The 25,435-nt window shown below is 36.4% G+C and carries 26 protein-coding genes and 1 other annotated feature; of the genes, 3 read left to right on the top strand and 23 right to left on the bottom strand.

Annotated elements, in window-relative coordinates; translation table 11 throughout:
- Positions 1-4 precede the first annotated feature (4 nt).
- The 16 genes from hisF to AC4BC5_RS02205 form a co-directional block, all read right to left on the bottom strand.
- Positions 5-760 carry an imidazole glycerol phosphate synthase subunit HisF gene (hisF, locus tag AC4BC5_RS02130; RefSeq protein WP_490496535.1) on the bottom strand — a complete coding sequence of 252 codons (756 nt, stop codon included), beginning with the start codon at positions 758-760 and terminating at the stop codon, positions 5-7.
- Between the two features lies 1 nt (position 761).
- On the bottom strand, positions 762-1,478 hold the full coding sequence (hisA, locus tag AC4BC5_RS02135; protein WP_490496536.1) for a 1-(5-phosphoribosyl)-5-[(5-phosphoribosylamino)methylideneamino]imidazole-4-carboxamide isomerase: 717 nt from the start codon (positions 1,476-1,478) through the stop codon (positions 762-764).
- Positions 1,475-2,098: an imidazole glycerol phosphate synthase subunit HisH gene (gene hisH / locus AC4BC5_RS02140; protein ID WP_490496537.1), complete on the bottom strand. Its 624-nt coding sequence runs from the start codon at positions 2,096-2,098 to the stop codon at positions 1,475-1,477. Before hisH ends, hisA begins: the two co-directional genes overlap by 4 nt.
- Before the next feature lie 10 nt (positions 2,099-2,108).
- The gene (gene hisB / locus AC4BC5_RS02145; RefSeq protein ID WP_490496538.1) at positions 2,109-2,702 is read right to left on the bottom strand and encodes an imidazoleglycerol-phosphate dehydratase HisB; all 594 of its coding nucleotides are present in this window, start codon (positions 2,700-2,702) and stop codon (positions 2,109-2,111) included.
- Entirely contained in the window at positions 2,699-3,748 is a 1,050-nt protein-coding gene (gene hisC, locus AC4BC5_RS02150) for a histidinol-phosphate transaminase (protein ID WP_490496539.1), read from the bottom strand. Before hisC ends, hisB begins: the two co-directional genes overlap by 4 nt.
- Entirely contained in the window at positions 3,748-5,025 is a 1,278-nt protein-coding gene (hisD, locus tag AC4BC5_RS02155) for a histidinol dehydrogenase (RefSeq protein ID WP_490497484.1), read from the bottom strand. The genes hisC and hisD overlap by 1 nt, the downstream gene beginning before the upstream one ends.
- The gene (hisG, locus tag AC4BC5_RS02160; protein ID WP_490496540.1) at positions 5,025-6,584 is read right to left on the bottom strand and encodes an ATP phosphoribosyltransferase; all 1,560 of its coding nucleotides are present in this window, start codon (positions 6,582-6,584) and stop codon (positions 5,025-5,027) included. Before hisG ends, hisD begins: the two co-directional genes overlap by 1 nt.
- A gap of 147 nt (positions 6,585-6,731) precedes the next feature.
- On the bottom strand, positions 6,732-7,529 hold the full coding sequence (gene recO / locus AC4BC5_RS02165; protein WP_490496541.1) for a DNA repair protein RecO: 798 nt from the start codon (positions 7,527-7,529) through the stop codon (positions 6,732-6,734).
- 68 nt (positions 7,530-7,597) lie between these two features.
- Positions 7,598-8,497, bottom strand: coding sequence for a GTPase Era (era, locus tag AC4BC5_RS02170; RefSeq protein WP_490496542.1), 900 nt, complete (start codon positions 8,495-8,497; stop codon positions 7,598-7,600).
- 17 nt (positions 8,498-8,514) lie between these two features.
- Positions 8,515-8,922: a diacylglycerol kinase family protein gene (locus AC4BC5_RS02175; RefSeq protein ID WP_490496543.1), complete on the bottom strand. Its 408-nt coding sequence runs from the start codon at positions 8,920-8,922 to the stop codon at positions 8,515-8,517.
- Positions 8,900-9,385 (bottom strand): rRNA maturation RNase YbeY, encoded by a 486-nt coding sequence (gene ybeY, locus AC4BC5_RS02180; protein WP_490497485.1) that lies wholly within the window; start codon positions 9,383-9,385, stop codon positions 8,900-8,902. The genes AC4BC5_RS02175 and ybeY overlap by 23 nt, the downstream gene beginning before the upstream one ends.
- Positions 9,385-11,586 carry an HD family phosphohydrolase gene (locus AC4BC5_RS02185; protein WP_490496544.1) on the bottom strand — a complete coding sequence of 734 codons (2,202 nt, stop codon included), beginning with the start codon at positions 11,584-11,586 and terminating at the stop codon, positions 9,385-9,387. The genes ybeY and AC4BC5_RS02185 overlap by 1 nt, the downstream gene beginning before the upstream one ends.
- 25 nt (positions 11,587-11,611) lie before the next feature.
- Complete coding sequence (locus AC4BC5_RS02190) at positions 11,612-12,586, bottom strand: PhoH family protein (RefSeq protein WP_490496545.1); 975 nt, start codon at positions 12,584-12,586, stop codon at positions 11,612-11,614.
- 152 nt (positions 12,587-12,738) lie between these two features.
- Positions 12,739-13,188: a GatB/YqeY domain-containing protein gene (locus tag AC4BC5_RS02195; protein WP_490496546.1), complete on the bottom strand. Its 450-nt coding sequence runs from the start codon at positions 13,186-13,188 to the stop codon at positions 12,739-12,741.
- Positions 13,189-13,233: 45 nt separating this feature from the next.
- A complete protein-coding gene (gene rpsU / locus AC4BC5_RS02200; protein ID WP_002356740.1) occupies positions 13,234-13,410 on the bottom strand; it encodes a 30S ribosomal protein S21 in 177 nt (58 codons plus the stop codon).
- 201 nt (positions 13,411-13,611) lie between these two features.
- Positions 13,612-14,049 (bottom strand): Fur family transcriptional regulator, encoded by a 438-nt coding sequence (locus AC4BC5_RS02205; RefSeq protein ID WP_490496547.1) that lies wholly within the window; start codon positions 14,047-14,049, stop codon positions 13,612-13,614.
- Between the two features lie 92 nt (positions 14,050-14,141).
- Between AC4BC5_RS02205 and AC4BC5_RS02210 the strand changes: the two genes are divergently transcribed.
- Positions 14,142-14,993 carry a pyruvate, water dikinase regulatory protein gene (locus tag AC4BC5_RS02210; protein WP_490496548.1) on the top strand — a complete coding sequence of 284 codons (852 nt, stop codon included), beginning with the start codon at positions 14,142-14,144 and terminating at the stop codon, positions 14,991-14,993.
- A gap of 180 nt (positions 14,994-15,173) precedes the next feature.
- Here AC4BC5_RS02210 and AC4BC5_RS02215 read toward each other — a convergent pair whose 3' ends face one another.
- The 7 genes from AC4BC5_RS02215 to trxB all read right to left on the bottom strand — a co-directional run bounded on the left by AC4BC5_RS02215 (position 15,174) and on the right by trxB (position 23,223).
- Positions 15,174-16,100: a homoserine O-succinyltransferase gene (locus tag AC4BC5_RS02215; RefSeq protein WP_490496549.1), complete on the bottom strand. Its 927-nt coding sequence runs from the start codon at positions 16,098-16,100 to the stop codon at positions 15,174-15,176.
- Between the two features lie 4 nt (positions 16,101-16,104).
- Positions 16,105-17,376, bottom strand: a complete 1,272-nt coding sequence (locus AC4BC5_RS02220; RefSeq protein WP_490496550.1) for an O-acetylhomoserine aminocarboxypropyltransferase/cysteine synthase family protein — start codon at positions 17,374-17,376, stop codon at positions 16,105-16,107.
- 52 nt (positions 17,377-17,428) lie between these two features.
- Positions 17,429-17,659 (bottom strand) — a binding site (T-box leader).
- A 50-nt stretch (positions 17,660-17,709) separates the two neighbouring features.
- Positions 17,710-18,585: a homoserine kinase gene (gene thrB / locus AC4BC5_RS02225; protein ID WP_490496551.1), complete on the bottom strand. Its 876-nt coding sequence runs from the start codon at positions 18,583-18,585 to the stop codon at positions 17,710-17,712.
- Between the two features lie 2 nt (positions 18,586-18,587).
- On the bottom strand, positions 18,588-19,862 hold the full coding sequence (locus tag AC4BC5_RS02230; RefSeq protein WP_490496552.1) for a homoserine dehydrogenase: 1,275 nt from the start codon (positions 19,860-19,862) through the stop codon (positions 18,588-18,590).
- Between the two features lie 120 nt (positions 19,863-19,982).
- Positions 19,983-20,276 (bottom strand): ArsR/SmtB family transcription factor, encoded by a 294-nt coding sequence (locus AC4BC5_RS02235; RefSeq protein ID WP_490496553.1) that lies wholly within the window; start codon positions 20,274-20,276, stop codon positions 19,983-19,985.
- 118 nt (positions 20,277-20,394) lie between these two features.
- Positions 20,395-22,122, bottom strand: coding sequence for a phospho-sugar mutase (locus tag AC4BC5_RS02240; RefSeq protein WP_490496554.1), 1,728 nt, complete (start codon positions 22,120-22,122; stop codon positions 20,395-20,397).
- A 174-nt stretch (positions 22,123-22,296) separates the two neighbouring features.
- A complete protein-coding gene (trxB, locus tag AC4BC5_RS02245; RefSeq protein ID WP_490496555.1) occupies positions 22,297-23,223 on the bottom strand; it encodes a thioredoxin-disulfide reductase in 927 nt (308 codons plus the stop codon).
- A gap of 161 nt (positions 23,224-23,384) precedes the next feature.
- Here trxB and AC4BC5_RS02250 point away from each other — a divergent pair, with 161 nt between their 5' ends.
- Together AC4BC5_RS02250 and AC4BC5_RS02255 are read left to right on the top strand one after the other, a co-directional pair.
- Positions 23,385-24,767 (top strand): MATE family efflux transporter, encoded by a 1,383-nt coding sequence (locus AC4BC5_RS02250; protein WP_490496556.1) that lies wholly within the window; start codon positions 23,385-23,387, stop codon positions 24,765-24,767.
- Positions 24,768-24,898: 131 nt separating this feature from the next.
- Positions 24,899-25,372 carry a glutathione peroxidase gene (locus tag AC4BC5_RS02255; RefSeq protein ID WP_490496557.1) on the top strand — a complete coding sequence of 158 codons (474 nt, stop codon included), beginning with the start codon at positions 24,899-24,901 and terminating at the stop codon, positions 25,370-25,372.
- Positions 25,373-25,435 lie beyond the last annotated feature (63 nt).

Here is a 25,435-nt window from a genome sequence, read left to right on the forward strand (position 1 = left end):
TCTCCTATAATCGTACTGCGATTTTTTCTTCAGCTAATTGTGCTTTTAAATCAGGAATTTTCACTTCACCATAATGAAAGATTGATGCTGCTAATCCCGCTTCAATATTTGGCAATTGGAATAGCTCAGTAAAGTCTTCTGCCTTACCAGCACCTCCTGAAGCAACAATTGGTAAAGAAGAAATTTCGGTAATGGCTTTTAACAAAGGTAAATCAAAGCCTTCTTTTACCCCATCTGTATCCATACTGTTGATAACTAATTCTCCAGCGCCTAGTGTTTCACCTTGACGAATCCACTCTAACGCATCAATGCCTGTATCTTCACGACCACCTTTCGCAAAAACATGCCATGCATCGCCTACGCGACGAATATCTACAGATAAAACGACACATTGACTACCATAGCGTTTCGCACCTTCTGCAATTAATTGTGGATTACGAATCGCCCCTGAATTGACACTGACTTTATCGGCTCCACAATTTAACACACGCTCAAAATCTTTTAGTTCATTAATTCCGCCCCCAACAGTGAGCGGAATAAACACTTCTGAAGCCACCGCCTGTAAAATATCGGTAAACAAGCCTCGGCCTTCTGCAGAAGCTGTAATATCGTAAAAAACTAGCTCATCGGCACCTTGTTCATTATAAAATTTAGCCAAGGTTACAGGATCATTGACATCTTTTAAACCAGCGAAATTAACACCTTTAACTACGCGCCCATCACGAACATCTAAACAAGGAATAATTCTTTTTGAAATCATGTTATTCCTCCGCTTCTTTTAAGACGTCTGCTAATTTCAAGTCACCTTTATACAATGCTTTACCGACAATTGCGCTTGGAATACCGATTTCTTTTAATGCGGTAATATCGTGTAACGTTGCTACACCACCTGAAGCAACAAACTCGACACCCTCAATTTCTAATAATTGTTGATACAAAGGAATATTAATCCCTTGACCTGTCCCGTCACGAGAGATTTCGGTAAAGATAATTGTTTTTGTACCCCATGCTGCTAATTCTTTACAAAAATCAAAAGCATCCGTTTCAGTGGTTTCTAACCAACCTTCAACCGCCACTTTTCCATCACGAGCATCGACGCCAACAGCAATTTTATCGCCATATTTTTGAATTAATTCTTTGGATAATGTCGGATTTTTTTGTGGTAAAGTACCGATAATCACGCGATGAACCCCCGCTGCTAAACAACGTTCAATTGTTGCTTCATCGCGAATACCACCACCAACTTCAACAAATAAGTTCGTATTTGCCACAATTTTTTCAGCTGTTTTGAAGTAGCGTAACGCCCCATCTTTGGCACCGTCTAAATCAACTAAATGTAAATATTTTGCGCCTTTTTCTTCAAAAGATTGTGCAAAAGCAACCGGGTCTTCACCAAAAACTTCTTGTTGGTCATAATCACCTTGGTACAAACGCACCACTTTTTCATTTAATAAATCAATCGCTGGAAAAATTTTCATCCTTTCACCTCCGAAAATGCTTGCAACATTCGCAAACCAACTGTACCACTTTTCTCTGGATGGAACTGTGCCCCATAAACATTGTTTTTTTGCACCAAACCAGGTACCTCTATCCCATATTCACTAGCTGCTATTAAACTATCATCACAATTTGTTGCATAAAAACTATGCACATAATAGACTTGCTCGCCTTCATTAAAATTCTTCAATAAGACACTTTCTTTTTTTACAAGCAATTCATTCCAACCAATATGAGGGACTTTTAGGGATAAATTTTGCGCTTGTAGCGCTTCTTTTAACGAAACAATTTCACCTGAAAGAAGACCCAGTCCACGGTGTTCACCAAATTCCGTACTCTTTTCAAATAACAGTTGCATCCCTAAACAAATGCCCATCAGCGGTTTTCCCTCTTTGACCAATTGCTTAATCGGTGTTTCTAATTGATGTTCACGTAATTTTTGAATCGCATCACCAAATGCCCCTACCCCCGGTAAAATAATCTGATCTGCCGCTTTTAATTGGGTAATGTCATTGGTAATGACACTCTCAATCCCTAAATATTCTAATGAACGAGACAAGCTAAAGAGATTGCCCACACCGTAATCAATAATCGCAATCATTTTTTGCCTCCTAAATAATTGTGCCTTTGGTTGATGGAATCTCATCAGGTGCGACTTCATCAATACTTGTTGCTTGCCCCAATGAACGGCCAAACCCTTTAAAGCAAGCTTCGACAATGTGATGGCTATTTTTGCCAGCAATTTGATGTAAATGAATTGCTGCTCCTAGTTCACGTGCAAATGCGATAAAAAATTCCTCGACTAATTCCGTATCAAATTGGGCACCAATTTTTTCGCTTGGAATATCCAAATTTACAACTGCCATTCCACGCCCACTGATATCAATTGCAGTCATGACCAAACTTTCATCCATTGGCAATAAAAAACTGCCGTAACGCTTAATTCCACGACGTTCACCTAAGGCTTCTGAAAAAGCACGACCCAACGCAATCGCGACATCTTCAGTTGTATGATGAGCATCAACCTGAACATCACCATCACACACAAGGTCAATATCGAAACGTCCATGACGACAAAATAGTTCTAACATGTGATCTAAAAAGCCCACCCCTGTTTGAAATTTCTGCTTTCCAGTACCATCAATGGTTAATGTTAATTGAATTTTTGTTTCTGTCGTGTCTCTAGTAACTGAAGCTGTTCTCATAAGTCCACTCCTTTGATTTCTTTGATTGCTTGAATCAGTGTTTCCATTTCTGCTTGCGTTCCAATTGAAATTCGTAAGTAATTGGCAATTCGAGGATTATTAAACCAGCGAACCAAAATATTTTTTTCTTTTAATTGTTTAAAAATTGTTTCACCAGCAATGGTTGTGTGCTGGCAAAAAACAAAATTTGTGTGACTATCGGTAGTTTCAAAGCCTAATTTTTGTAATTCTTGCTGGGTCCATTCACGTGTCGCAATAATTTTTTTCGTGCATTCATCTACATAGGCTTGTGCTTGTAAAGAAGCTTCCCCACATGCTAAAGTCATCGCATTTACACTGTAAGGATTATGACTAAATTTCAGTTTATTTAAATCCTCAATTAATTGTTTTGAACCTACTGCGTAGCCTAAACGTGCACCAGCTAAATGACGAGATTTCGAAAAAGTACCAACTACTAAAATATTTGGATGTTCCTCCAAATAAGGTACCAAAGATGCTTCACTGAAATCACTATAGGCTTCGTCAACAATGATTAAACGATTGGGATGTTGATCTGCAAAGGCACAAATGACTTCGGGCGCTATCACTAAACCAGTTGGTGCATTTGGATTAGCAATAATCACTGTCGCATCTCCTTGGTATTCAGCTAAATCAATCGATAAATCTTCTTTTAATGGAATGACTTGGGTATTCAAATGGAATAAATCACTATACACTTCGTAAAAACCATAGGTAATATCAGGAAATTGAACCCCTTTTTCCATAAATCCTTGAAAAAGAAAGAACAAGACCTCATCACTACCATTGCCTAAAAAGATATTTTCTGGTGCTACTTTGAAATGCTTGGCTAAGGGCTCAATGACTTGGTGACAAGTTGGATCTGAATAACGACTAAGTGTTGCAGCAGCTTCCTTTGCTGCTGCAATCACACTTTGGGGCGGATCATAGGGATTTTCATTAGTATTTAATTTAATTACTTTCGCACGTGTTTGTTCACCAGGAACATAAGGTATCAAATGTTGGAATTGACTATCTAAAAAGCTCATTAATTCGTCTCCTTTCGTACAGCCATTGAACGGGCATGTCCGTCCAAGCCTTCCATCTCAGCAAAGGCAATGACCTGTTTAGCAGACGTTTGTAGCGCTTCTTTGGAATAATATAAATAACTGCTTTTTTTAATAAAGTCGTCAACAGAAAGCGGTGAATAAAAACGAGCTGTTCCTTCTGTTGGCAATGTATGATTGGGGCCAGCAAAATAGTCTCCCAATACTTCAGGTGTATGGTGACCTAAAAAGACACTACCTGCATGCTTCACTTTCCCTAATAAAGCAAACGGTTCTGCCACACATAGTTCTAAATGCTCCGGTGCAATCCGATTAGCTAGCGTCAATGCCTCTTCTAATGATTGGGCAACAATAATTTTGCCATTATTTTCAATCGATGCTTGGGCAATCTCTTGTCGTGGTAATACTGCTAGTTGCTGACTAAGTTCTGCTTGAACTTCTTTGGCAATTGCTTCACTGGTTGTCACTAAAACAGCTTGTGCCAATGTATCGTGTTCTGCCTGCGCTAATAAATCAGCTGCTAACCATTTGGGTTTCGCTGTTTCATCTGCGACGATTAAAATATCACTTGGTCCAGCAATCATATCAATATCTACCAAACCATAAACCATCCGTTTCGCTGTCGCTACATAAATATTTCCTGGACCAACAATTTTATCAACGCTAGGAATTGTTTCCGTTCCATAAGCTAATGCAGCTACACCTTGTGCTCCCCCAACTTTATAAATAGCGTCTACACCAGCAATTTTTGCAGCCGCTAAAATGGCTGGCGGAATTTTTCCTTCTTTATTTGGAGGGGTAATCATGATTATTTTTTCTACACCAGCAATTTTTGCTGGTAAAACGTCCATTAATACGGTACTTGGATACGCAGCCGTTCCTCCGGGTACATAAACCCCTACTGTCTCTAAAGGTAATACGCGTTGTCCCATCACAATTCCCTGCTCATTCGTTGAAATGAAACCACGTTGAACTTGCTTTTCATGGAAGTTAGTAATATTTTGTTTTGCTTGGTTTAAAATCGTTAAAAATTCAGGAGTAATCTCTGCTAATCCCTCTGCAAATTCATGATCACTAACTTTAAATTCAGATAATTCTGCTTGATCAAATTTTTTTGTGTATTCTTTTAAAGCTAAGTCACCACGTTGCTTCACGTCTTTCAGGACCTCAGCGACAACTTGGGAAACATCTTGACTTTCGCCAGCTTTTCGTTGAATTAATTGTTCAATCGTCTCTTCTTTTGTTGTACGAATGTTTATCATAGTTGTTCTTTCACCTTCTCTAACAAAGTCTGAATCAGCTCTTCTTTAAAACGCCAGGTTGAATGATTAACAACCAATCGCGCAGAAGAGGGAGCAATGTCTTGAATAACAGTTAAATCATTTTCACGTAAAGTTGTTCCAGTTTCCACGATGTCAACAATTACGTCTGATAAATTTAATAATGGAGCTAACTCGATGGAACCATGTAATTGAATTAACTCAACAGATTGTCCCAAACGACTAAAGTATTTACGTGTGGTGTTCGGATATTTAGTTGCCACTCGCAATGTACGTGTATTATCTTGCTTGAAATCTTTATGAGCAGCGACAGCCATCTTACATTTTCCCATACCTAAATCCAGTAATTCTAAAACGTTCGGTTCGGTCTCATCTAAGACATCTTTACCAAGGACACCAATATCTGCTACACCATGTTCTACATAAATTGCCACATCACTGGGCTTAACAAGGAAAAACTTCAATTTTTTCTCTTCATCGACGAAAATCAGCTTGCGATTATCTTCAAAAACATTGTCACTTGCTAAGCCAGCATTAACTAATAATCGGTACACAGAATTCGCCATACGCCCTTTTGGTAATGCAAAGCATAAATAGTCATCCTTCTCCTCAGGAACTTCCACAGAGCGTCCTAGATTGTTTAAGTACATTCCAAAACCGATACCACCTTGGGCTTTATCCTGCTTTTGCAATAAATAATCATAACGGCCACCAAACAATACTGCTTGATTCACTTTTTTTACAAATCCTTGAAATAATAATCCACTATAATAATCGGCATCATTTACAATTGAAAAGTCTAAGCGAATTTTCACATTTTTTGGAAGTCGTCCTTCTTTTTCTAACAAGTCGTATAGTTGTTTTAATTCTTCAATCGCAGAAATAGCCACTGGATTGGTGAAGATAGTCGATGCTTTAGCATAAGTGTGCTTAAAGTCTCCACATAATGTTATAAGCTCTTCCAAAAGAACGAGCTTCTCTTCAGAAACTCCAGTCTTTTCCCCTAAACTACGGATAACATGTGGACTTTTTTGCTGTAAAGCCTTAATAACTTCTTCATGATTTTCAGTAGGAAATAACTCGCAAATTGCTTTTAATACGCCTATATGAGAGACATCTAAAACACCGCCACCTGCAACTGATAAACTCGCTAACGCTAAATGTAATACTTCTAACTCTTCTTGTTGACCAATCTCGCCAATAAACTCCAAACCAGTTTGGTGAATACGTAAATACTCTCCATTTTGACGATCATGACGATACACGTCTTCATAGTAATAAACTTTTCGGGTTTCTCTTGGTGGCGTGTTTTTAACAATTGACAACGTGATGTCTGGTTTCAATGCCATAATACGACCATCTCCACCAGTAAATGTAATGACTTCAGCTTCATTTAAAAATTTTTTATTTTGACTATATAATTCATATTCTTCAAAGCTGCTAAGATGGTAAAGTTGAAAACCGTGCCATTGATACAATCCTCTAAGTTGTAATGCTATTTGTTCTTCGGGTCTTAAAACTGAAAACAGATTTTCCAAAATCCCACTCCTAACAATTAAAATTCAATAAAAATGTATTAAGAGTATCATAAAGATAAATTAAGCAAAGGTCAATATTTACTCCTTAAATTTTGTAATTTTCTGTAAATTCATCGAATGACAGCAAATAAAAAACGTTCCGCATCATTATTCATTGTGCGAAACGTTGGTTGGTTGTTTGGGTATTTGGAAGATATTTTCCCATTGACTCATTTGATCGATAAAGGTTTTACTTTTTAAATTTACACCTACATATTCTTCATACAAAGCATCAATCGTTTGACGAATGAATGCTTTGGTTTCCGATTTTAATTCAATTGATTGAATGTTTTCATAAGAAATTTGAGCGAACATTCGAATGAAATGGATGGCTACTGGATTAGCATGGTATCGATGCAGATCTTTCTCCCAATGACGTTCACATAATACACCACTATAGGTAGAAGAATAATCAAATTTACCATGCGTTGTGCCGCAGATAGCGCACTTTTGCCAATTAATAGTAATTCCGAAACGTTGTAACAATTGAATTTCAAAAATATTGGTTAAAATTTCACCATCATTTCCTTGATCTAACATCATTAAAGCTTGTTCTAAAAAATGAAATAGATTAGGGTCATAGACATGATCTTCAATTGCTGCGTCTACCAAATTCATCATATAGGTAGCATAACCAGCTAAAAAAATATCTGCTTGTATATTGCGGTATGGGTGAACATTTTTTGCTGCATTCAAAAACGACAAGCCTTCGCTATTAAATTTCCCAATGTAGACCGCTTCAGTATATGGTAATAGTGCTGGAGCAAGCGGATTATTCTTTCGATGCGCTCCTTTGACGTAAAACATTTGCTTTCCTGCAGATTCGGTAAAAATCTTGACTAGTTTATCTTTTTCTTTATGATTTTTACTAAAAAGTAGAATTCCTTTTGATTCAGCAATGCTCATCAAACTCCCCTCCTTTGGAAAGAAAAGCGAGACAAATTCTCAACTGAGAACTATCTCGCAATAACCGATTAATAGTCGTCTTCACGGTAACCGTAATCTTTCAAATACGTCTGTTTGTCACGCCAATCTTTTTGAACTTTTACCCAAAGTTCTAGGTAAACTTTATCCCCTAATAAACGTTCAATATCTTGACGGGCTTTAGTACCGATGACTTTCAACATTTTTCCGCCTTTACCAATAATAATTCCTTTTTGGCTATCACGTTCAACAATAATTGTTGCTTGAACTTGAATTTTATCATTTTCATTACGTTTCATTGAATCAACAACAACGGCAACGGAATGGGGGACTTCATCGCGTGTCAGTAATAAAACTTTCTCACGAATTAACTCAGAAACAATAAAATATTCGGGATGGTCTGTAATTTGATCGTCAGGAAAATATTGTGGTCCCTCTGGTATTTGTTCGATTAATACATTCATTAGCGTTTCAAAGTTATTTCCTTCTGTTGCTGAAATCGGCACTACTTCTGCAAAGTCCATTTGACTAGTGTAGTCTTGAATCGTTTCTAACAATGCATCTGGATGAACTTTATCGATTTTATTAACGATTAAAAAGACAGGTACTTCACTTTTTTTCAAACGTTCAATAATAAAGTCATCCCCTTTTCCTCGCTTTTGATCTGCACTAATCATAAATAAAGTCACATCGACTTCACGTAGAGCACTATAGGCTGTTTCCACCATAAAATCACCTAAACGATGTTTTGGCTTATGAATTCCTGGAGTATCGATAAATACAACCTGAGTATCTGGTGTTGTATATACTCCTTGAATTTTATTTCTAGTTGTTTGAGCCTTGTCACTCATAATAGCAATCTTTTGTCCAACGATGCGATTTAACAGTGTCGATTTTCCAACATTTGGACGACCTACAATGGCAACAAACCCTGATTTATGTTCTGTCATATATTTTTTCCTCTTTCCTAATGAAAAACTAGCTGAATAAGCTTGGGCAGAAAAATAATTGCGCCAATAAGCAAAGCGAATAAGGACGTAATTAATACTGCACCAGCAGCCATATCTTTAATTTTTTTTCCTAATGGATGAAAATGTTTATTCGTGACCATATCTACTACATTTTCAAATGCTGTATTGATAATTTCCATAATTATCACCAAAAAGATACTTAAAAGTACCCACAGCCATTCTTGTTGATTTAAACGAAAAATAAATCCCAACAGAATGACCAGAGCTGCAACAAATGTGTGACTACGCATGTTTCGCTCATCTTTATAAACAGTTTTAATTCCGGTTAAAGCAAATTCCACAGAATTAATAAAATGTTTGTTTTTTTCAATAGTTTGTTTTTTATCTTTCAAGTCCATAGGCATCCAAGATTTCCTTTTGTAGTCCAAACATTACCTTCTCATCTTCAGGTGTCATATGATCGTAACCATTGATGTGCAAGAAACCATGCAATGCTAAAAAACCTAACTCACGATCGTAGCTGTGTCCATACTCTTGCGCTTGTTCTTGGGCTCGTTCTGTTGAAATCATGATATCACCTAATGTACGTGGCATATCTGATATAAAGTCATCTTCTTCGTCAAAAATAATCGGCAATTCATCTTCGCCTTCTTCTTCCATCGCAAAACTAATGACATCAGTTGCTGCATCTTTATCACGATACGTGCGATTGATGACTCTAATTGCAGCATTATCCATAAAAGTGACGGACATTTCAGTTTCTTCTGGCAGTTTTAAATAATTGGCAGCAAATTGAAGCAACGATTCAATGTCTGCCACTTTGTCGTTTGAAACAGCATTTGTTTCATCAATAAAGGTAATCTCCATCATTCTTCTCTTCTTTCTTGTTCTTCTTTCATTTTCTCTGCTTCTGATTTCATTTTTGGATATTTAATTCTTGAATGGAAGGTGCTGCACAGGCCATTCACCAATGAATTTTCGATAATTCTAATTTCTTTAAGCGTTAAACCAGAGTCGTCTAATTGCCCATCTAAAATGCGATCAGTAATTAAATTTGAAACGAACTGGCGAATTTTTTCATTGGTTGGATTTTCCATTGCTCGTACTGCTGCTTCACAACTATCTGCAATACTAACTACTGCTGCTTCACGTGTTTGCGGAATTGGCCCAGGATAACGATATTCCTCCTCCGTTACTTCTGAATTGCGCTCTTTCGCTTTCACATAGAAAAATTTCATCAATGTGGTTCCATGATGTTGACGACAAATGTCAATAACCATTTGTGGCATATTTTTTTCTTCAAGCAACGCAGCGCCATCAATCACATGACCAAAAATAATCTGCTTGCTATCAGCTGGTAATAAGAAATTATGTGGGTTTTCTGCCCCAGCAGGCAGATTTTCCACAAAGAAATTGGCATGTTTTAATTTACCAATATCATGATAGTAACAAGCTACGCGCGTTAATAATGAGTGCCCGCCGATTTCTGCTACTGCATTGGCACTCAAGTTAGCAACCATCATACTATGATGGTAGGTTCCTGGTGCTTCTTCTAGCAATTGCTTTAATAACGGATGATTAGGATTACTTAGTTCATTCAAGATAATCACACTATCATCGGTAATTAGCAATTCAATGTATTGATGTAATCCAATCGTTAATAATAATGAGAAAATACTACCTGCTAAAGCACATGCTAAAGCAATCCATGTTCGACTATTTGAAAAACTCATACCTTGGAAAATAATCAAAATCAAATTAATTAAGAACGGGAAAAGTACGACCCATACCAAAGCTTTAGTCCCCTGGTCAACAATTCGTTTTCGTGCTAAAACAGTTCCCATAATTCCTGAAAACATATAAGAGACTAAAATAATAGTTAAAAGATTGGTATCAATTGATTGATAAAAAATAAAGGTTGCAGTAACCACTTGAAAAGCAGCTGCTAAAATTCCCAATCGTCTATTTAAGAATAAACTTAGCACTAGTGGCGCAAATGCTGCTGGGTAAAATAATGGGATGAACGGTACTGCCTCTGTTTGAAACACTTGGAAAAATTTCATTACCAAGATGCTCAAAACCATTGTTATAGCATAAAACGTCAAATAGTTTTCACGTTTTTCCCGATCAGACCACTGTTTAACAAAATAAAGTAAAACAATAATTTGTAGCAAAACAGTCATTACCAGTGCGACTAGTGGAAATAATGACGCATTCGAACTCGTCATTCCTAATAGATTTAATTTCTCAATTGCATTTTCATCAATTTGTGAACCTTCACGAACAATGATTTCGCCTTGATAAATCATTACAGGTTGAACAGCATCTTTGGCTGCTTGTTGTAAATCTTGCGTTTTTCGTTCATTTAAGAACGTATTGACTACAACTCCTTGATTAATCATCAAACGAATCGCTTGTGCTTGGTTACTTGTTACATTCAAAAACTCAATTTTTTCATCGGCAGCTTTACGCGCTTCAGCAAGATTGGCTTGACGAACCTGTTCGTTCATTTGTTCATCAATTAAAGAAAGACTTTCATTCTTAACTGTTTCTAACGCATCAGAGCTTAAAGAAAAAACAATTTGGAAAAAAGTATTACTTACACGTTGATAAAAACTTAAATCATCTGAATCAATCTGTTCAAATTCTTTTTTCAACGCAGCAATTTGTTCATCAACCGTTACTTTTTGCACAGTTTGGTTGTCTTTGGCGTTCGCTTCTCTTTTTTTATTCTCCACTTCACTGTCTTTTTTGACTTTTTCAATTAATTGAAAAAGGTGTTGAATCAGTTCATGTTGTTTTTTCGCAATCTCTTCTTGATACGTATATTCTGGAATAACCGCTTCGGCAGCAATTTTTCGTTTTTGTTCAGTAACCGAAGTATTCTCAATTGTTTTGTTTGCACGAATACTTGATTCCGCTACTTGACCTTCTTTATAATCGACTGCGCGTTGTTTCACGCTAGAAAATACTAAACCAATCATAAAAATGAAAAAAATTAGGAGCACGAGCGGTACGAAAAATCTCCCTAGTTTTTCACGTATTTTTCTTAAAGGTTGAATAATCATCTATTTCCCCTCCTAGATAACAAAACTATTTCACTTCTCGTGTTTCCGCCTCGTCATATGCTTGAATAATCTCTGCTACAACAGGATGACGTACAACGTCACTCGCTGAAAAAGTAGCAAAAGCGATTTTATTAATTTTGTGTAACGTACGTTCTGCATGAACCAAACCACTCGTAACACCTCTGGGCAGGTCAATTTGGCTAGTGTCCCCATTGACAATCATTTTTGAATTATAGCCTAAACGTGTTAAGAACATTTTCATTTGAGCAATTGTTGTATTTTGAGCTTCATCCAAAATCACAAAGGCATCTTCTAAAGTTCGGCCACGCATATAAGCTAATGGTGCAATTTCAATGACTCCCCGTTCCATGAGACGGTTGGTGTGCTCCATACCAAAAATTTGATACAATGCATCATAAACTGGACGTAAATAAGGATCTACCTTTTCTTTTAGATCTCCTGGTAAAAATCCTAAACTTTCGCCAGCTTCAACTGCTGGACGCGTTAAAATAATTTTTTGAACTTGTCCTTTTTTCAATGCTGCAATTGCTAAAACAACGGCTAAAAATGTTTTACCCGTACCGGCAGGACCAATTCCAAACGTGACATCATGCGTGCGCACAGCGTCAATATATTTCTTTTGACCGACATTTTTCACGCGGATTGGTTTCCCATTTCGATCTTTAATGATTTCTTCTTCGTACATATCAATGAAAGTTGTTAAGTTGCCTTTTGACACCATTTTTAATGCTGTTACAACGTCTGGTGTATGTACTTGAATCCCACGCTTAATCAATTCTTGTAATGCACGTATCACTGCGGCGGCTTGATCAATTTTCTCTTGGGTACCTTTAATTTGAATGATTTCTCCACGAGTACGAATAATCGTTTGTGTGGTTTCTTCAATCACTTTAATATGTTTATCATGTGTTCCCAATAGCATGCTGGCGTCATCAGCTTCTGTTAATTTAATCTCTAAAGATCCTTGCTCTTCTGTCAAAAATGTCTCTCTCCTTTTTATCTACATTCATCCTAATAATACCATACAATAGATAAAAGAAAAATCGCTTCTACTTTTTATCTAAGAGTCTTTTAAAGTTTTTATTATGAAACAAAAAAGCCGCAGACAATTGCTTGTCTGCGACGGATTCATTACTCTTCAGTTAATAATTCTTTAACGACTGCATTTACTTGGTTACCATCTGCTTTGCCTTTTACTTGAGGCATCACCAGACCCATTACTTTACCAAATTCTTTTGGTGAAGTAGCACCAGTATTTTTAATCGCCTCTGCAACAATTTGATGAATTTCTTCATCTGTTAATTGTGCAGGTAGATATTGTTCAACAATTGTAATTTCACCTTTGACTTTTTCTGTTAGGTCTTCACGACCTGCTTTTTCAAATTCGGTCAAAGAATCACGTCGTTGTTTCATCTCACGAGATAAAACAGTTAACTCTTCATCTTCTGTTAAGTCACGACCGACCTTGATCTGTTCATTTTGTAACGATGCTTTCAGCATGCGAATGACTTGCAAGGTCTCTTTCTCCTTTGCCTTCATCGCCGTCTTCATATCATCGTTCAGTTTACTAAGTAGTGACACACTACCAGCTCCACTTCTCACAACAGAAAACTTAAAAATCAAAAATTAGAATTTCTTACGTTTTCTAGCTGCTTCAGATTTTTTCTTACGTTTCACGCTTGGTTTTTCATAAAACTCACGTTTACGTGATTCTTGTAACGTACCTGCTTTTGAAACGGAACGTTTGAAGCGACGAAGAGCATCATCAAGAGATTCGTTTTTACGAACGACTGTTTTTGACATGTAAATTCCCTCCCTCCGAGCTCAAATAGTAACCGTTTTTGTCATAAAAATAAAATATCTTATAACAATACTGTCCTTTAAAAATTATAGCTAAGTGAAGAAAGAGTGTCAAGTCGTTCTTCTAAAAACTTCTGATAAATGATGAGATTTTCTAAAAATTTTTCTGAATTCTCTCATTATTTCTGAAAAAAGCCGTTTTACTTACACAGGCTGACAATCTTCACAACGACCAAAAATTTCAAAACGATGACTTTCAATCGTACAACCAGGCAATTGATCTTGGAAAAAATCCATGGGACAAATTGATAATTCTTTTGTTTTGCCACAAATTGTGCAAATAAAATGATGGTGATGATGTTCAATTCCATGAGAACAACAATGGAATCGGAATTTCATTTCCCCATTTAGCTCAGTTTCTTCTAAAATACCAATTTCTGAAAAGTCATGTAAATTGCGATAAATAGTATCATAGCTTAAACCTGGATATTCTGCGGACATATACTCATGCAACTCTTTTGCGGGGACATAACGATTTGCTTTTGCAAGGTAAGCAATCATCGCTTCTCTTTTTTTTGTATATTTCAAACCGTTATCTTTTAATGTCTGTAATGCCTGTTCTATGGAAGTTTGATTTTTCACTTTCTACCCCTCCAAACCAAAATCATTCCGATTATTTTTAATGAGTGTATGGTATAATAAGATTAATTAAAATGCAAGTGAGGGATCGTTTTATGACAGAAGAAAAAAAAGAGTCGCTTCTAACCTTTTTCATTATTTCAGACTCTGCTGGAGAAACAGCTTCTAAACTAGCGCAAGCAACGGTAGCTCAATATCCATCGGTAAAATTTGAAATGTTTCGCCGAACTTTTATTACAACTAAAAGTACACTGCTTAAGACTTTAGCAGATGCAAAAAAACATAATGCTGTTATTTTACACACATTAATTAATGAGGAATTAGTTGAGTTAACTCATGATTTTTGTGAAGAAAGTGGCTTGTATCACTTTGACGTATTGACCCCACCTGTTGCTGAAGTGGAACGACGTACCGGAGTAGCCCCTACACGTGAACCAGGTGCCTTACACCATTTAAACAAAAATTATTTCAAACGAATTAAAGCTATGGAATTTGCAGTCAAATATGACGATGGAAAAGATCCCCGTGGATTTTTAGAAGCCGATGTTGTTTTATTAGGTGTTTCGCGTACTTCAAAAACCCCATTAAGTCTATTTTTAGCAAATAAAAATTTAAAAGTTGCAAACTTACCATTAGTTCCCCAAGCCCACATACCAAAACAATTATGGGAAATCAATCCTAAGAAAATCGTGGGTCTAACCAATGATCCCGATGTATTGAACGGTATTCGCAAAAAAAGAATGATTGCTTATGGCTTAAATCCTGATACAGCTTATTCTGATATTGAAAAAATCAAAGAAGAACTAGCTTTTGCCAATGACTTATATAAAAAGTTAGGATGCGAAATAATTAATGTTGCAACATTGTCTATTGAAGAAACAGCCTCAATTATCCTCAATAAATTAAATTTAGAAGATCACAGTTACTATGCAACCGATGAGGATTAATTAGAGACTAAAAAAGAGACTGTGACATAAATTGATTGACCGTAAAATATCCGAACAATAGAAGATTGCTCCTGCGGTCCAGTTGGTCCTCATCGCAATTTCGCCTTAATTTGGCGTAACCCTTCTATTTTGTTCGGATATTTTCGTCCTGTTTTTTTCTTATGTCACAAACCCTTTTTATTAGTCTTTTTGGGCACGTAGTTTAGGAATATCTTCCAAATGATAGGGTGTCATTTGATAGACATCATTCAACCAATTGTGATAGAGCAAATGCGCGTTGCCGCGCCAGCAATTAGTTACATTAGTCAATTTCTCATCATCAAAATAATTCACCGGAACCTGCGTAGTTAATCCACGCTGCTGATCACGTAAATATTCTCTTTTTAAACTATCTGTATCATATTCAAAATGCCCTAACAAGAAAATATTATGATCATCTGTTGAAATTAAAATCGTTACACCAATTTCATCATCGGCAGCTACAATTTGTAATTGCTCCTCTTTAATTTGGCTTTCATCAATACCTGTATAGCGAGACTGAGGTCCCATAAAGATATCATCAAAGCCACGGAATAGACGATGGTTACTATTTAAACGTTGCGGATAAATGCCAAATAATTTTTTTTCATACTGAATCTTTTCTACACCATAATGATGATATAACCCTGCCTGAGCTCCCCAACAAATATGAATCACAGATGTTGTATTTGTTTGACTCCAATCCATGACTTTAACGAGTTCTTTCCAATAATCCACTTCTTCAAATGGCAGTGTCTCCACAGGTGCACCTGTAATAATCAATCCATCATAGCATTGATTTTCAATTTCTTTAAACGATAAATAAAATTTAGCTAAGTGATTGGGACTTGTATTTTTGTGAGTATGTGAGACTAACTTCAAAAAATCTACATCGATTTGCAAAGGACTTTGACTAATTAAACGAAGCAATTGAATTTCCGTATCAATTTTATTGGGCATTAAGTTTAATAATAGTAAACGTAGCGGGCGAATATCTTGTTGAGTAGCACGTTTTTCTTCAATCGCAAAAATGTCTTCTTTTTCTAAAACTGATTTAGCAGGAAAATCATTTGGAAGTTTAATTGGCATCTGTCTACGCCTCCAATTGCTCAAACGCTTGCTGCAAATCAACAAGAATATCATTAATATTTTCGATTCCACAAGAAATTCGGATTAACCCAGCGGAAATCCCCACTTCTTTTAGCTCCACTTCTGATAGCTGACGATGAGTTGACGTCGCTGGATGCAATGCACAAGTACGAATATCTGCAACATGTACTTGTAAAGAAACTAGCTTTAGTGCATTTAAAAACTTGACTGCCTGTTCTTTGCCAGCAGCTATCTCAAATGAAATAACTCCACACAAACCATTCGGTAAATATTTTTTAGCCAACAAATAGCTAGGATCTGTTTCCAAGGTTGGATAACTAACAGTGCTAACTTCTGGACGTTCTTGCAAGAATTCAGCAACTTTTTGAGCATTTTCAAAATGGCGATCCATTCTCACTGCCAATGTTTCCATTCCTAAGTTTAGTAAAAACGAATTTTGTGGAGACGGCGTTGCACCTAAATCGCGCATCAACTGAACACGAGCTTTCGCTAAATAGGCTGCTGGACCAAAAGCTTCTGTATAAATTAAGCCATGATAAGTCACATCTGGCGTTGATAATTGTGGAAATTTACCATTATTCCAATCAAATTTACCACTATCAACAATAGCTCCTCCTGTTTGCACAGCATGTCCATCTAAATATTTGGTAGTACTATGAATTACAATATCTGCACCATATTCAATTGGGCGACAGAAATAAGGCGTTGCAAACGTATTATCGACGACTAACGGAATTTGATTTTCATGAGCTAGCGTTGCAAATTTTTCAATATCTAAAACATGTAAGGCTGGATTAGCAATTGTTTCTGCAAAAATAGCTTTTGTATTCGGTTGAATTGCTTGTTGTAATTCCTCTAAGTTAGCCCATTGATCAATAAAAGTCACTTCAATTCCCATTTTTTTCAATGTATGAGCAAATAAATTGTACGTTCCGCCATAGATTGACGTTGTCGAAACTAGATGGTCGCCTGCTTCTAAAATATTTAACACTGCAAAGAATGTGGCTGCTTGGCCGGAAGAAGTACATAATGCACCTACACCACCTTCAAGAGTAGCAATTTTTTCTTCTGCGGCATTCGTCGTTGGATTTGCTAAACGTGTATAAAAGTACCCTGAGGCTTTTAAATCGAATAGTTGTCCGATTTCTTCTGCTGAATCGTATTTATACGTTGTACTTTGTACGATTGGTACCACACGAGGCTCTCCATTTTTTGGTTCATAACCAGCATGTAAACACTTTGTCTCAAATTCCATATCCATTTCTCCCTTTTTTATATAATAAAAAAAAACGCACCCTTCCCATTACAGAAAGGACGCGTTTTAATTGCGTGTTACCACCTTTTTTTTGCTATTGCTTCACAGCGAATAACCTCTACCAGTACTAACATACTGAGGAACTGTAACGGGCTCACCCGATAATTGCTTCTCACAATTATTTGCTCAAAGACCATCTTCCAAATCGATTTCTTACTTCTTCTCACCTAACGAAGCTCTCTTTAAATTCCTCAATTTGTACTCTTCTTTTCAAAGCTTTTGTATTTAAATTACTTTAAGTATAGCGAGTAATTACATTTTGTCAATTTTTTTCTAGAAAACTTGAACCCCTTCACGATCAATTGATAAATGTTCAACCTGTGCTCGTGAATCCAAAGCATTCAATAACTTCATAATACGCTCTGTTTTATCGGATGATGTCAAAATTAAAATAGTTGGACCAGCGCCACTTAAGAAACAGCCATAAGCCCCTTCTTCTTTACAAATTTGGCGTATATCCGATAAATGAGGAACTAATTTACCTCGATAGACCTCGTGCCAAAGATCCTCTTGCATCATTTCACCAGCCAAAGGTAAATTCCCATTTAAAATGGCCGCAATCATCACATTTGCGATGGCACTCGCTTTAACAGCTTCTTTATAAGGCAACGTTTCTGGAAGAACACCCCGACTTTTGCTTGTTAATAATTCCGTATTAGGAATAAACGCAATGATATCTGATTCAGGGAAATAATGTTTCACATAGTTGACACTTTTTTCTTTGCGTTCAGAAAAATGACAAGCCACGACAAAATCCCCACAAATCGCTGGAGCCACGTTATCTGGATGACCTTCAACCTGCGTCGCAAGCTCAACTTTTCTATTTTCTGATAAATTTAAGTTCCCCAAACGATTTGCCAATTCAATTCCTGCTACAATCACCGAAGAACTACTTCCTAATCCGCGAGTTAAAGGAATAGTTGAAGTCATTTTTAATTTTTTAGGAGCTAATGAAGGCGCAAGCTTCAAAGCTGTTTGAATTAATAAATTTTTTTCATCAGATGGAATGTTATCACCTAATGAATGAATAATTTCCCATTGATCACTATCACCAAGTACCTCAACGGATAAGTACATGGATAATGCAATCCCACATGAATCAAAGCCAGGACCTAAATTGGCGCTGGTAGCTGGAACTCGAATTTTCATTTTTATGCCTCCATTACCCTCATTCTTCGTTCTAATGTTCCATGTTTAGCAATCGCTGCTTCAATTGCTGCTAGTTGCAACTGATTCATCCTTTCAGTTATTACCATAAAACGGTTAGTTTCTCCCACTTCTTGTGCTAACTCACTTATTTTTATACCTTCACTTGTAAACAACTCAGTTAGCGCATCCGCTACGAAGTCTGAAGAAGCTGTGATGGCTAAATAATATTTTGCATAGTTTGCTTCTGGCGCAGTTAATTGCAATGATCGACGATATTCATTAAATTGTGGTGCATCGATGCCTAAGCTGATATTTTTAGCAATAGCTACCACATCTGAAATAACACTTGTTGCAGTTGGTAACGAACCTGCACCTGGACCATAAAACATTGATTGGTCAATTCCTGTGCTATTGATAAATACACCATTGAATTCATTTTTAATCGATGCCAATGGATGAGTTTGCGGAACTAATACTGGACCAACAGAGACAGAAATCGTTTGCTCAGTCTTTACTGATTCACCAATTAATTTGATTTCATACCCAAATTTTTGTGCTTGTAAGACATCTTTATCAGATAGACCACGGATACCTTGAATATCTAAATCAGATAATTCCACAGCCATCCCATAGGCAAATTGAGTTAAAATCACCATTTTATATGCTGCATCAATCCCATCTACATCATTTGTCGGATCTGATTCAGCAAAGCCTAGTTCTTGTGCTTGTGCTAATGCTTCATCGTATGACGTTCCATTTTCTAACATTTTTGTTAGCATATAGTTCGTTGTGCCATTAACAATTCCACGAATATTAGTAATCTCATCTGCTAAATAATTGGTTGTTAATGTACGTAGAATTGGAATTCCACCCGCAACACTTGCTTCATAAAATAGTGATACTTTGTGCTTTTTAGCAATTTCAACTAGTTCTACGCCATGTTGCGCAATTAAATCTTTATTTGCTGTCACTACATGTTTCCCATTTTCTAAAGCTTGTGCAATAAATTCTTTGGCTGGATGAACTTTTCCTATTAATTCAATAACAACATCAATTGTAGAATCCTCCACGATATCTGCTAGTTCTGAAGTGAGTTCAATACCATGTTCATCGGCAAATTGTTTCTTATCTTCTGCTGGTCGTATCAAAGCTTTGACGATAGACACATTCATCCCGGTTTGTTCTTTTATTTTCGTTCGTTGGGCAGATAATACCTGTACCGTACCGCTTCCGACAACGCCTAATCCTAAAATACCTATACGTAAATGATCCTTCATAAAAACTCCTAACTGAAAGCGTCATTAAAACACTTTCATTTTTTTCTCATAATTAATTACTAGCATACCAAATATCATGTAAAAAAAAAAGAACTTTCTATTAACGAAAGTTCCTTGATCTTATAAATGACGAATATGACGAAAAGTCTGTTCTAAAATATCTAATACGTGATGATCATCTAAACTATATAAAATTGTTTTGCCTTCACGTCTAGATTTAACTACGTTATTTTCTCGTAAAAGCTTTAGTTGATGTGACACAGCTGATTGCTCCATCTCAACCGTTTCAGCAATTGATGTAACATTTCGTTCACCAGCTTCTAAAGATAAAACAATTTTTAAACGAGTGACATCACTTAACACTTTAAAAATTCGACTAACACGTTCAACTTCAGAAATAGTAGTTTTCTCCATCTAATTCTCCTCTTTTCAAAAACTCTGGAACAATAATCAAATGATTGTTGTCCCAGAGTTTTTTTATGATTCATGGTGCATGCAACAATTCAAAAAAATATTTTTGCTTATTATACTACTAAGCGCCAGTAATTTCATTGATTGCAGCTTCTAAGTCAGCGATTTTTTGTGTTGCATTCGCATCACTGTCTGCTTTTACACCAATATAGAATTTAATTTTTGGTTCTGTACCTGATGGACGTACAGCAATCCAGCTCTCATCTTCTAAGACATATTTCAATACATCTGAAGGCGGTGTTGTCATTTCTTCTGTTGAACCATCTGCTTTTTGACGTGTTAATAATTTGAAGTCTTCTGTTTGAGTGACTTTCACGCCAGCAAATTCTGCAGGAGCTTTTTCACGGAATGTTTTCATTAAAGCTGTGATTTTTGCAGCACCTTCTTGACCACTCATGGTTACAGAAATTGTTTTTTCTGCATAGTAACCATATTCTTCAAAAATTTCTTGTAAAGCATCATACACTGTTTTGCCTTCTTTTTTATAGTAGGCTGCAACTTCAGCAAATAATACTAATGCTTGAATAGCATCTTTATCGCGAACAAATGGTTTTACAAGATAACCATAACTTTCTTCAAAACCAAACATAAAGATATGTGAGTGATCTTCTTCAAATTGTTGAATTTTTTCAGCAATAAATTTAAATCCAGTTAATACATTAAACATTGTAGCACCATAACTTTTAGCAATCGCTGTTGGTAATTCACTTGATACAATTGATTTCAAGACAGCTGCATTCGCTGGCAGGGTACCTGCTTGTTTATGTGCTTCTAAAATATAACGCATTAAAATAGCACCAATCTGATTTCCTGTTAACACTTGATAATCACCATTTGGCAAACGGACAGCTGCACCTAAACGGTCTGCATCAGGGTCAGTTGCAATTAATAAATCCGCACCTTCTTTTTCGCCTAAGCGAATCGCATATTCAAATGCAGAATGTTCTTCTGGATTTGGTGATTTAACAGTACTGAAGTTTGGATCAGCTACTGCTTGCTCTGGTTCTAAAACAAATTGATTGAAACCAGCTTGTTTCAAAGCCTTTTCACCTAACATTTTTCCTGTACCGTGTAGTGGTGTGTAAACTAATTTTAAGTTATCACCCATTTCTTCAATTAATTCATGGTTGATTGTTACACTCTTAACTTCTTTCAGATACGCGTTATCAACCTCTTCGCCAATAATATTAATTAAACCACTATGTTTTGCTTCTTCTTCTGATAACACTGGTACTTCCAATGGGTTTTCGATTTCACGTACAAAAGCTGTTAGCGCATTCGCATCTGCCGGTGGCATTTGTCCCCCATCTTCACCATAAACTTTATAACCATTATAATTTGATGGGTTATGTGATGCAGTAATCATAATTCCTGTAAATGTTTTCAAGTAACGAACCGCAAAAGATAATTCTGGAGTTGGGCGTAGGCTTTCAAATACATAAGAAGGAATGTCATGTTTAGCTAATGTTTTTGCTGCTTCCATTGCAAATTCTGGTGAGAAATGTCTTGAATCATAAGCAATTGCTACGCCACGACGTCGAGTATCTGGATCTTGTTTATCCATGAAACGTGCTAAACCTTCTGTTGCTTGACGAATGGTGTATAGATTCATACGATTAATTCCAGGACCAAGTACACCACGCATACCTGCTGTTCCAAATTCTAAAGGTGCGTAAAACGCATCTTCTAGTTCCTGTGTTTGTCCTTCTAAATCTTGTAACTGTTTCTTTAAGTTCCCATCAAGATTTTCTTGATTTTTCCATTGTTTATAAGTTACTTCCCAAGACATACAAAGCACCTCTTCCAAATTAATTTTTCATAACGATTATATCATTATTGATAAGTGACTAAAAGCCTTGTAGCGCAATTCATCCAAAAAAAGTAGGACGTTATTTGAAAAACAAGCATTTCAGCGTTTTTCAGATAACATCCTGTATTCTTTCCGAGCTCTTTCAGTTTTTTCCTATTGTTTCACGTCTTTTTGAGTCTCAAGGTAATTAAATACTTCTTGACCAGCGACACTGCCGTCACCAACTGCTGTCGTAATTTGGCGTAGGTTTTTTTCACGAACATCTCCTACTGCAAAAACACCAGGGATTGATGTACGCATATCTTCGTCGGTTGGAATCCAACCTTCTTCATTTGTAATACCGCTTGATTTAAATCCTTCTGTTAATGGATCCAGACCAACATAAATGAAAACCCCATTTGCAGATTCCTCATGAATTTCGCCTGTTTTCACATTTTTGATTTGTGCACCTGTCACAACCATATCATTACCAACAATTTCTTCTACAACTGAATCCCATAAGAATGAAATTTTTTCGTTGGCAAACGCTCGATCTTGAATTATTTTTTGAGCACGTAATTCATCACGACGATGAACAATAACAACTTCTGAAGCAAATTGTGTGAGATAAATCGCTTCTTCTACTGCCGAGTCCCCCCCACCAATTACTAGTAACTTACGATTACGGAAGAACGCGCCATCACAAACTGCACAATATGAAACCCCACGACCGGCAAACTCATCTTCGCCAGCTACGCCTAGTTTACGATGTTCACAGCCTGTCGCAATAATGACTGTTTTTGTTTGGAAAGTTTTGTCGCCAGTGACTACTTCTTTATAATCCCCGCAATCTTTAATTTCTTGTACAATTCCATAGGCATTTTCAGCACCGAATTTTATTGCACCCTCGTACATTTTTTCTGCTAATTCTGGGCCTAAAATCATTTCATACCCTGGGTAGTTTTCAACTTCTGCTGTATTATTCATTTGTCCACCAGGTGCGCCACGTTCAATCATTACTACTGATAAATTTGAACGGGATGCATATAATGCAGCAGTCATCCCTGCAGGTCCTGCTCCAATAACGATTACATCATACATTTAATTTCCCTCCACTTTTCAACTAAGACATACTTTACTGCCTTCTCTTTTTTCTGTCTAACGTTTTGCTTTCTAAAAAAAATAAGAAATACATATTGACTTTTAAATCGTATCTTGTAAAATTTCCAAGACATCACAAATATTAACTATAAGAGAGGCGCATGTTTTTGACAAGAAAAAGATTTTTTAATGCTTCAGATAGTGAATTATTCTTTTTAAGTTGGCCAATTTTCATTGAATTATTTTTAAGAGTTGTAATTGGTAATATCAACGTCTGGATGATTTCTCATTATTCTGAACCTGCTGTTGCATCTGTTGGAGCCGCAAATCAGCTATTATACTTGGCAGTTTTTGTTTATGGATTTATTACTGTCGGAACCCAAATTATTATTGCTCAATTAATTGGTGCAAAAAAACGTAAAAAGATACAAGAAGTAATTAATACCGCATTATTTGGTTCGCTGGCTATCGGTTTACTTATCAGTTTGATTTTTATTTTATTTTCACCTACGTTACTACGCTTTATGAATTTAGATACAGAATTAATTGAAATTGGAAAAGGCTATTTACAAGTATATGGTGGTAGTTTATTCATATCGGCTATTACGGCCGTTATTATCGCTGTCTTACGGACACATAGTTTCACAAAGCCTGCGCTATTAGTTCCTATGGCTGCTAGTATCTTAGCAGTTGTTGGTAACTACTTTGCTCTGTACCAACCTTTTGGTATACCCAACTTTGGTGTGACTGGCTTAGGTTTTGCAAGCGTGTTCGGTAATACAATTGGCTTAATCATCGCTTTTATATTATTGAAAAAATATATTGGTTTTTCAATTCGTTCTATTCGTCTGAAAAAGATTTCCTTTCCTATTCTAAAATCAATTTTGGCTTATGGATTACCCTCTTCAGGTGAAACACTTTCTTATCAAGGTGCCCAAATTGTTGTAACAATGATTGTTGCTTCATTAGGTTCAAGTGTCTTGATTGCCAAATCTTATATTACAGCTATTTCTCAATTTGTTTATTTGGTAGCCGCTTCTTTAAGTCAAGGAAATCAGATTATGGTTGGACGAAATGTCGGTGCTGGTCAGTTTGATCGCGCATCAAAAAGAGGGATGCGCACAGTCATTATTGGTATGATTGTCTCTTTGGTTATTTGTTTATTAACTTTTGTTTTCATTGAACCTATCATGCATATTTTTACAACCAATGATGAAATTATTACAATTGCTCGTGAAGTTTTCTTAGTAGAAATTATTTTAGAAACAGCTCGTGCAGTTAATATGATTTTGGTTGGTTCCCTAAATGCTAGTGGTGATGTTAAATTCCCACTTATTTGTAGCTTAATTGTCTTGTGGGCAATTAGTTTACCATTCTCTTATGCCTTAGCAATTGTTGCTCATTGGGGCTTAGTGGGCGTTTGGATTGCCTACGCGATTGACGAAGCGCTCCGAAGTATTTTAATGATTCGACGTTGGCGTTCTGGCGTCTGGCAAACAAAAGCTGTTATTCATCAGGAAGAACCTGTAGAACCTGTAGTTTAAAAAGTAACCCTTGCGTATACTTTCCAAAAGTTAGTTTAAAAACTAATTTAGGAAATTTTTACGTGATTGGGTTCTTTTTTTTGCTTTCAAACTATAAATAGATTACGCTTAGAAAAAAGGAGAGGATACTCATGAGCATTTATGATTTTGAAGTTACAACTGCAGATGGTACTACTTATTCATTGGAAAAATATCGAGGCAATATCCTGATTATTGTCAACACTGCCACGAAATGTGGGTTTGCTCCTCAGTTTACAGAATTAGAGGCTCTCTATCAACGCTACAAAGCACAAGGACTTGTCGTCTTAGGATTTCCTTCGAATCAATTCAAACAAGAAATAGACAGTGCGACAGATGCCCAAGAGGCCTGCCGTTTAGATTATGGGGTTACGTTTCCTATGCATGAATTAGTCATGGTTAATGGCAGCCAAGCGGCACCATTATTTCAATTTCTTTCACAAGAAGCCCCGGGTTCCTTAGGGAAAAGTATTAAATGGAATTTCACCAAATTTTTAGTTGATCAAAATGGCCAAGTGATTACTCGTTTCGCTCCAAAAACAGCCCCAGAACAAATGATTCCAGCGATTGAAGAATTACTTGGATAAATAAAAAAGCAAGGATACTTAAAAATAAAGCGACCTTCCAACATTAGACCAAAAATCTAACGT

The organism is Enterococcus sp. AMC2644, assembly GCF_058216475.1.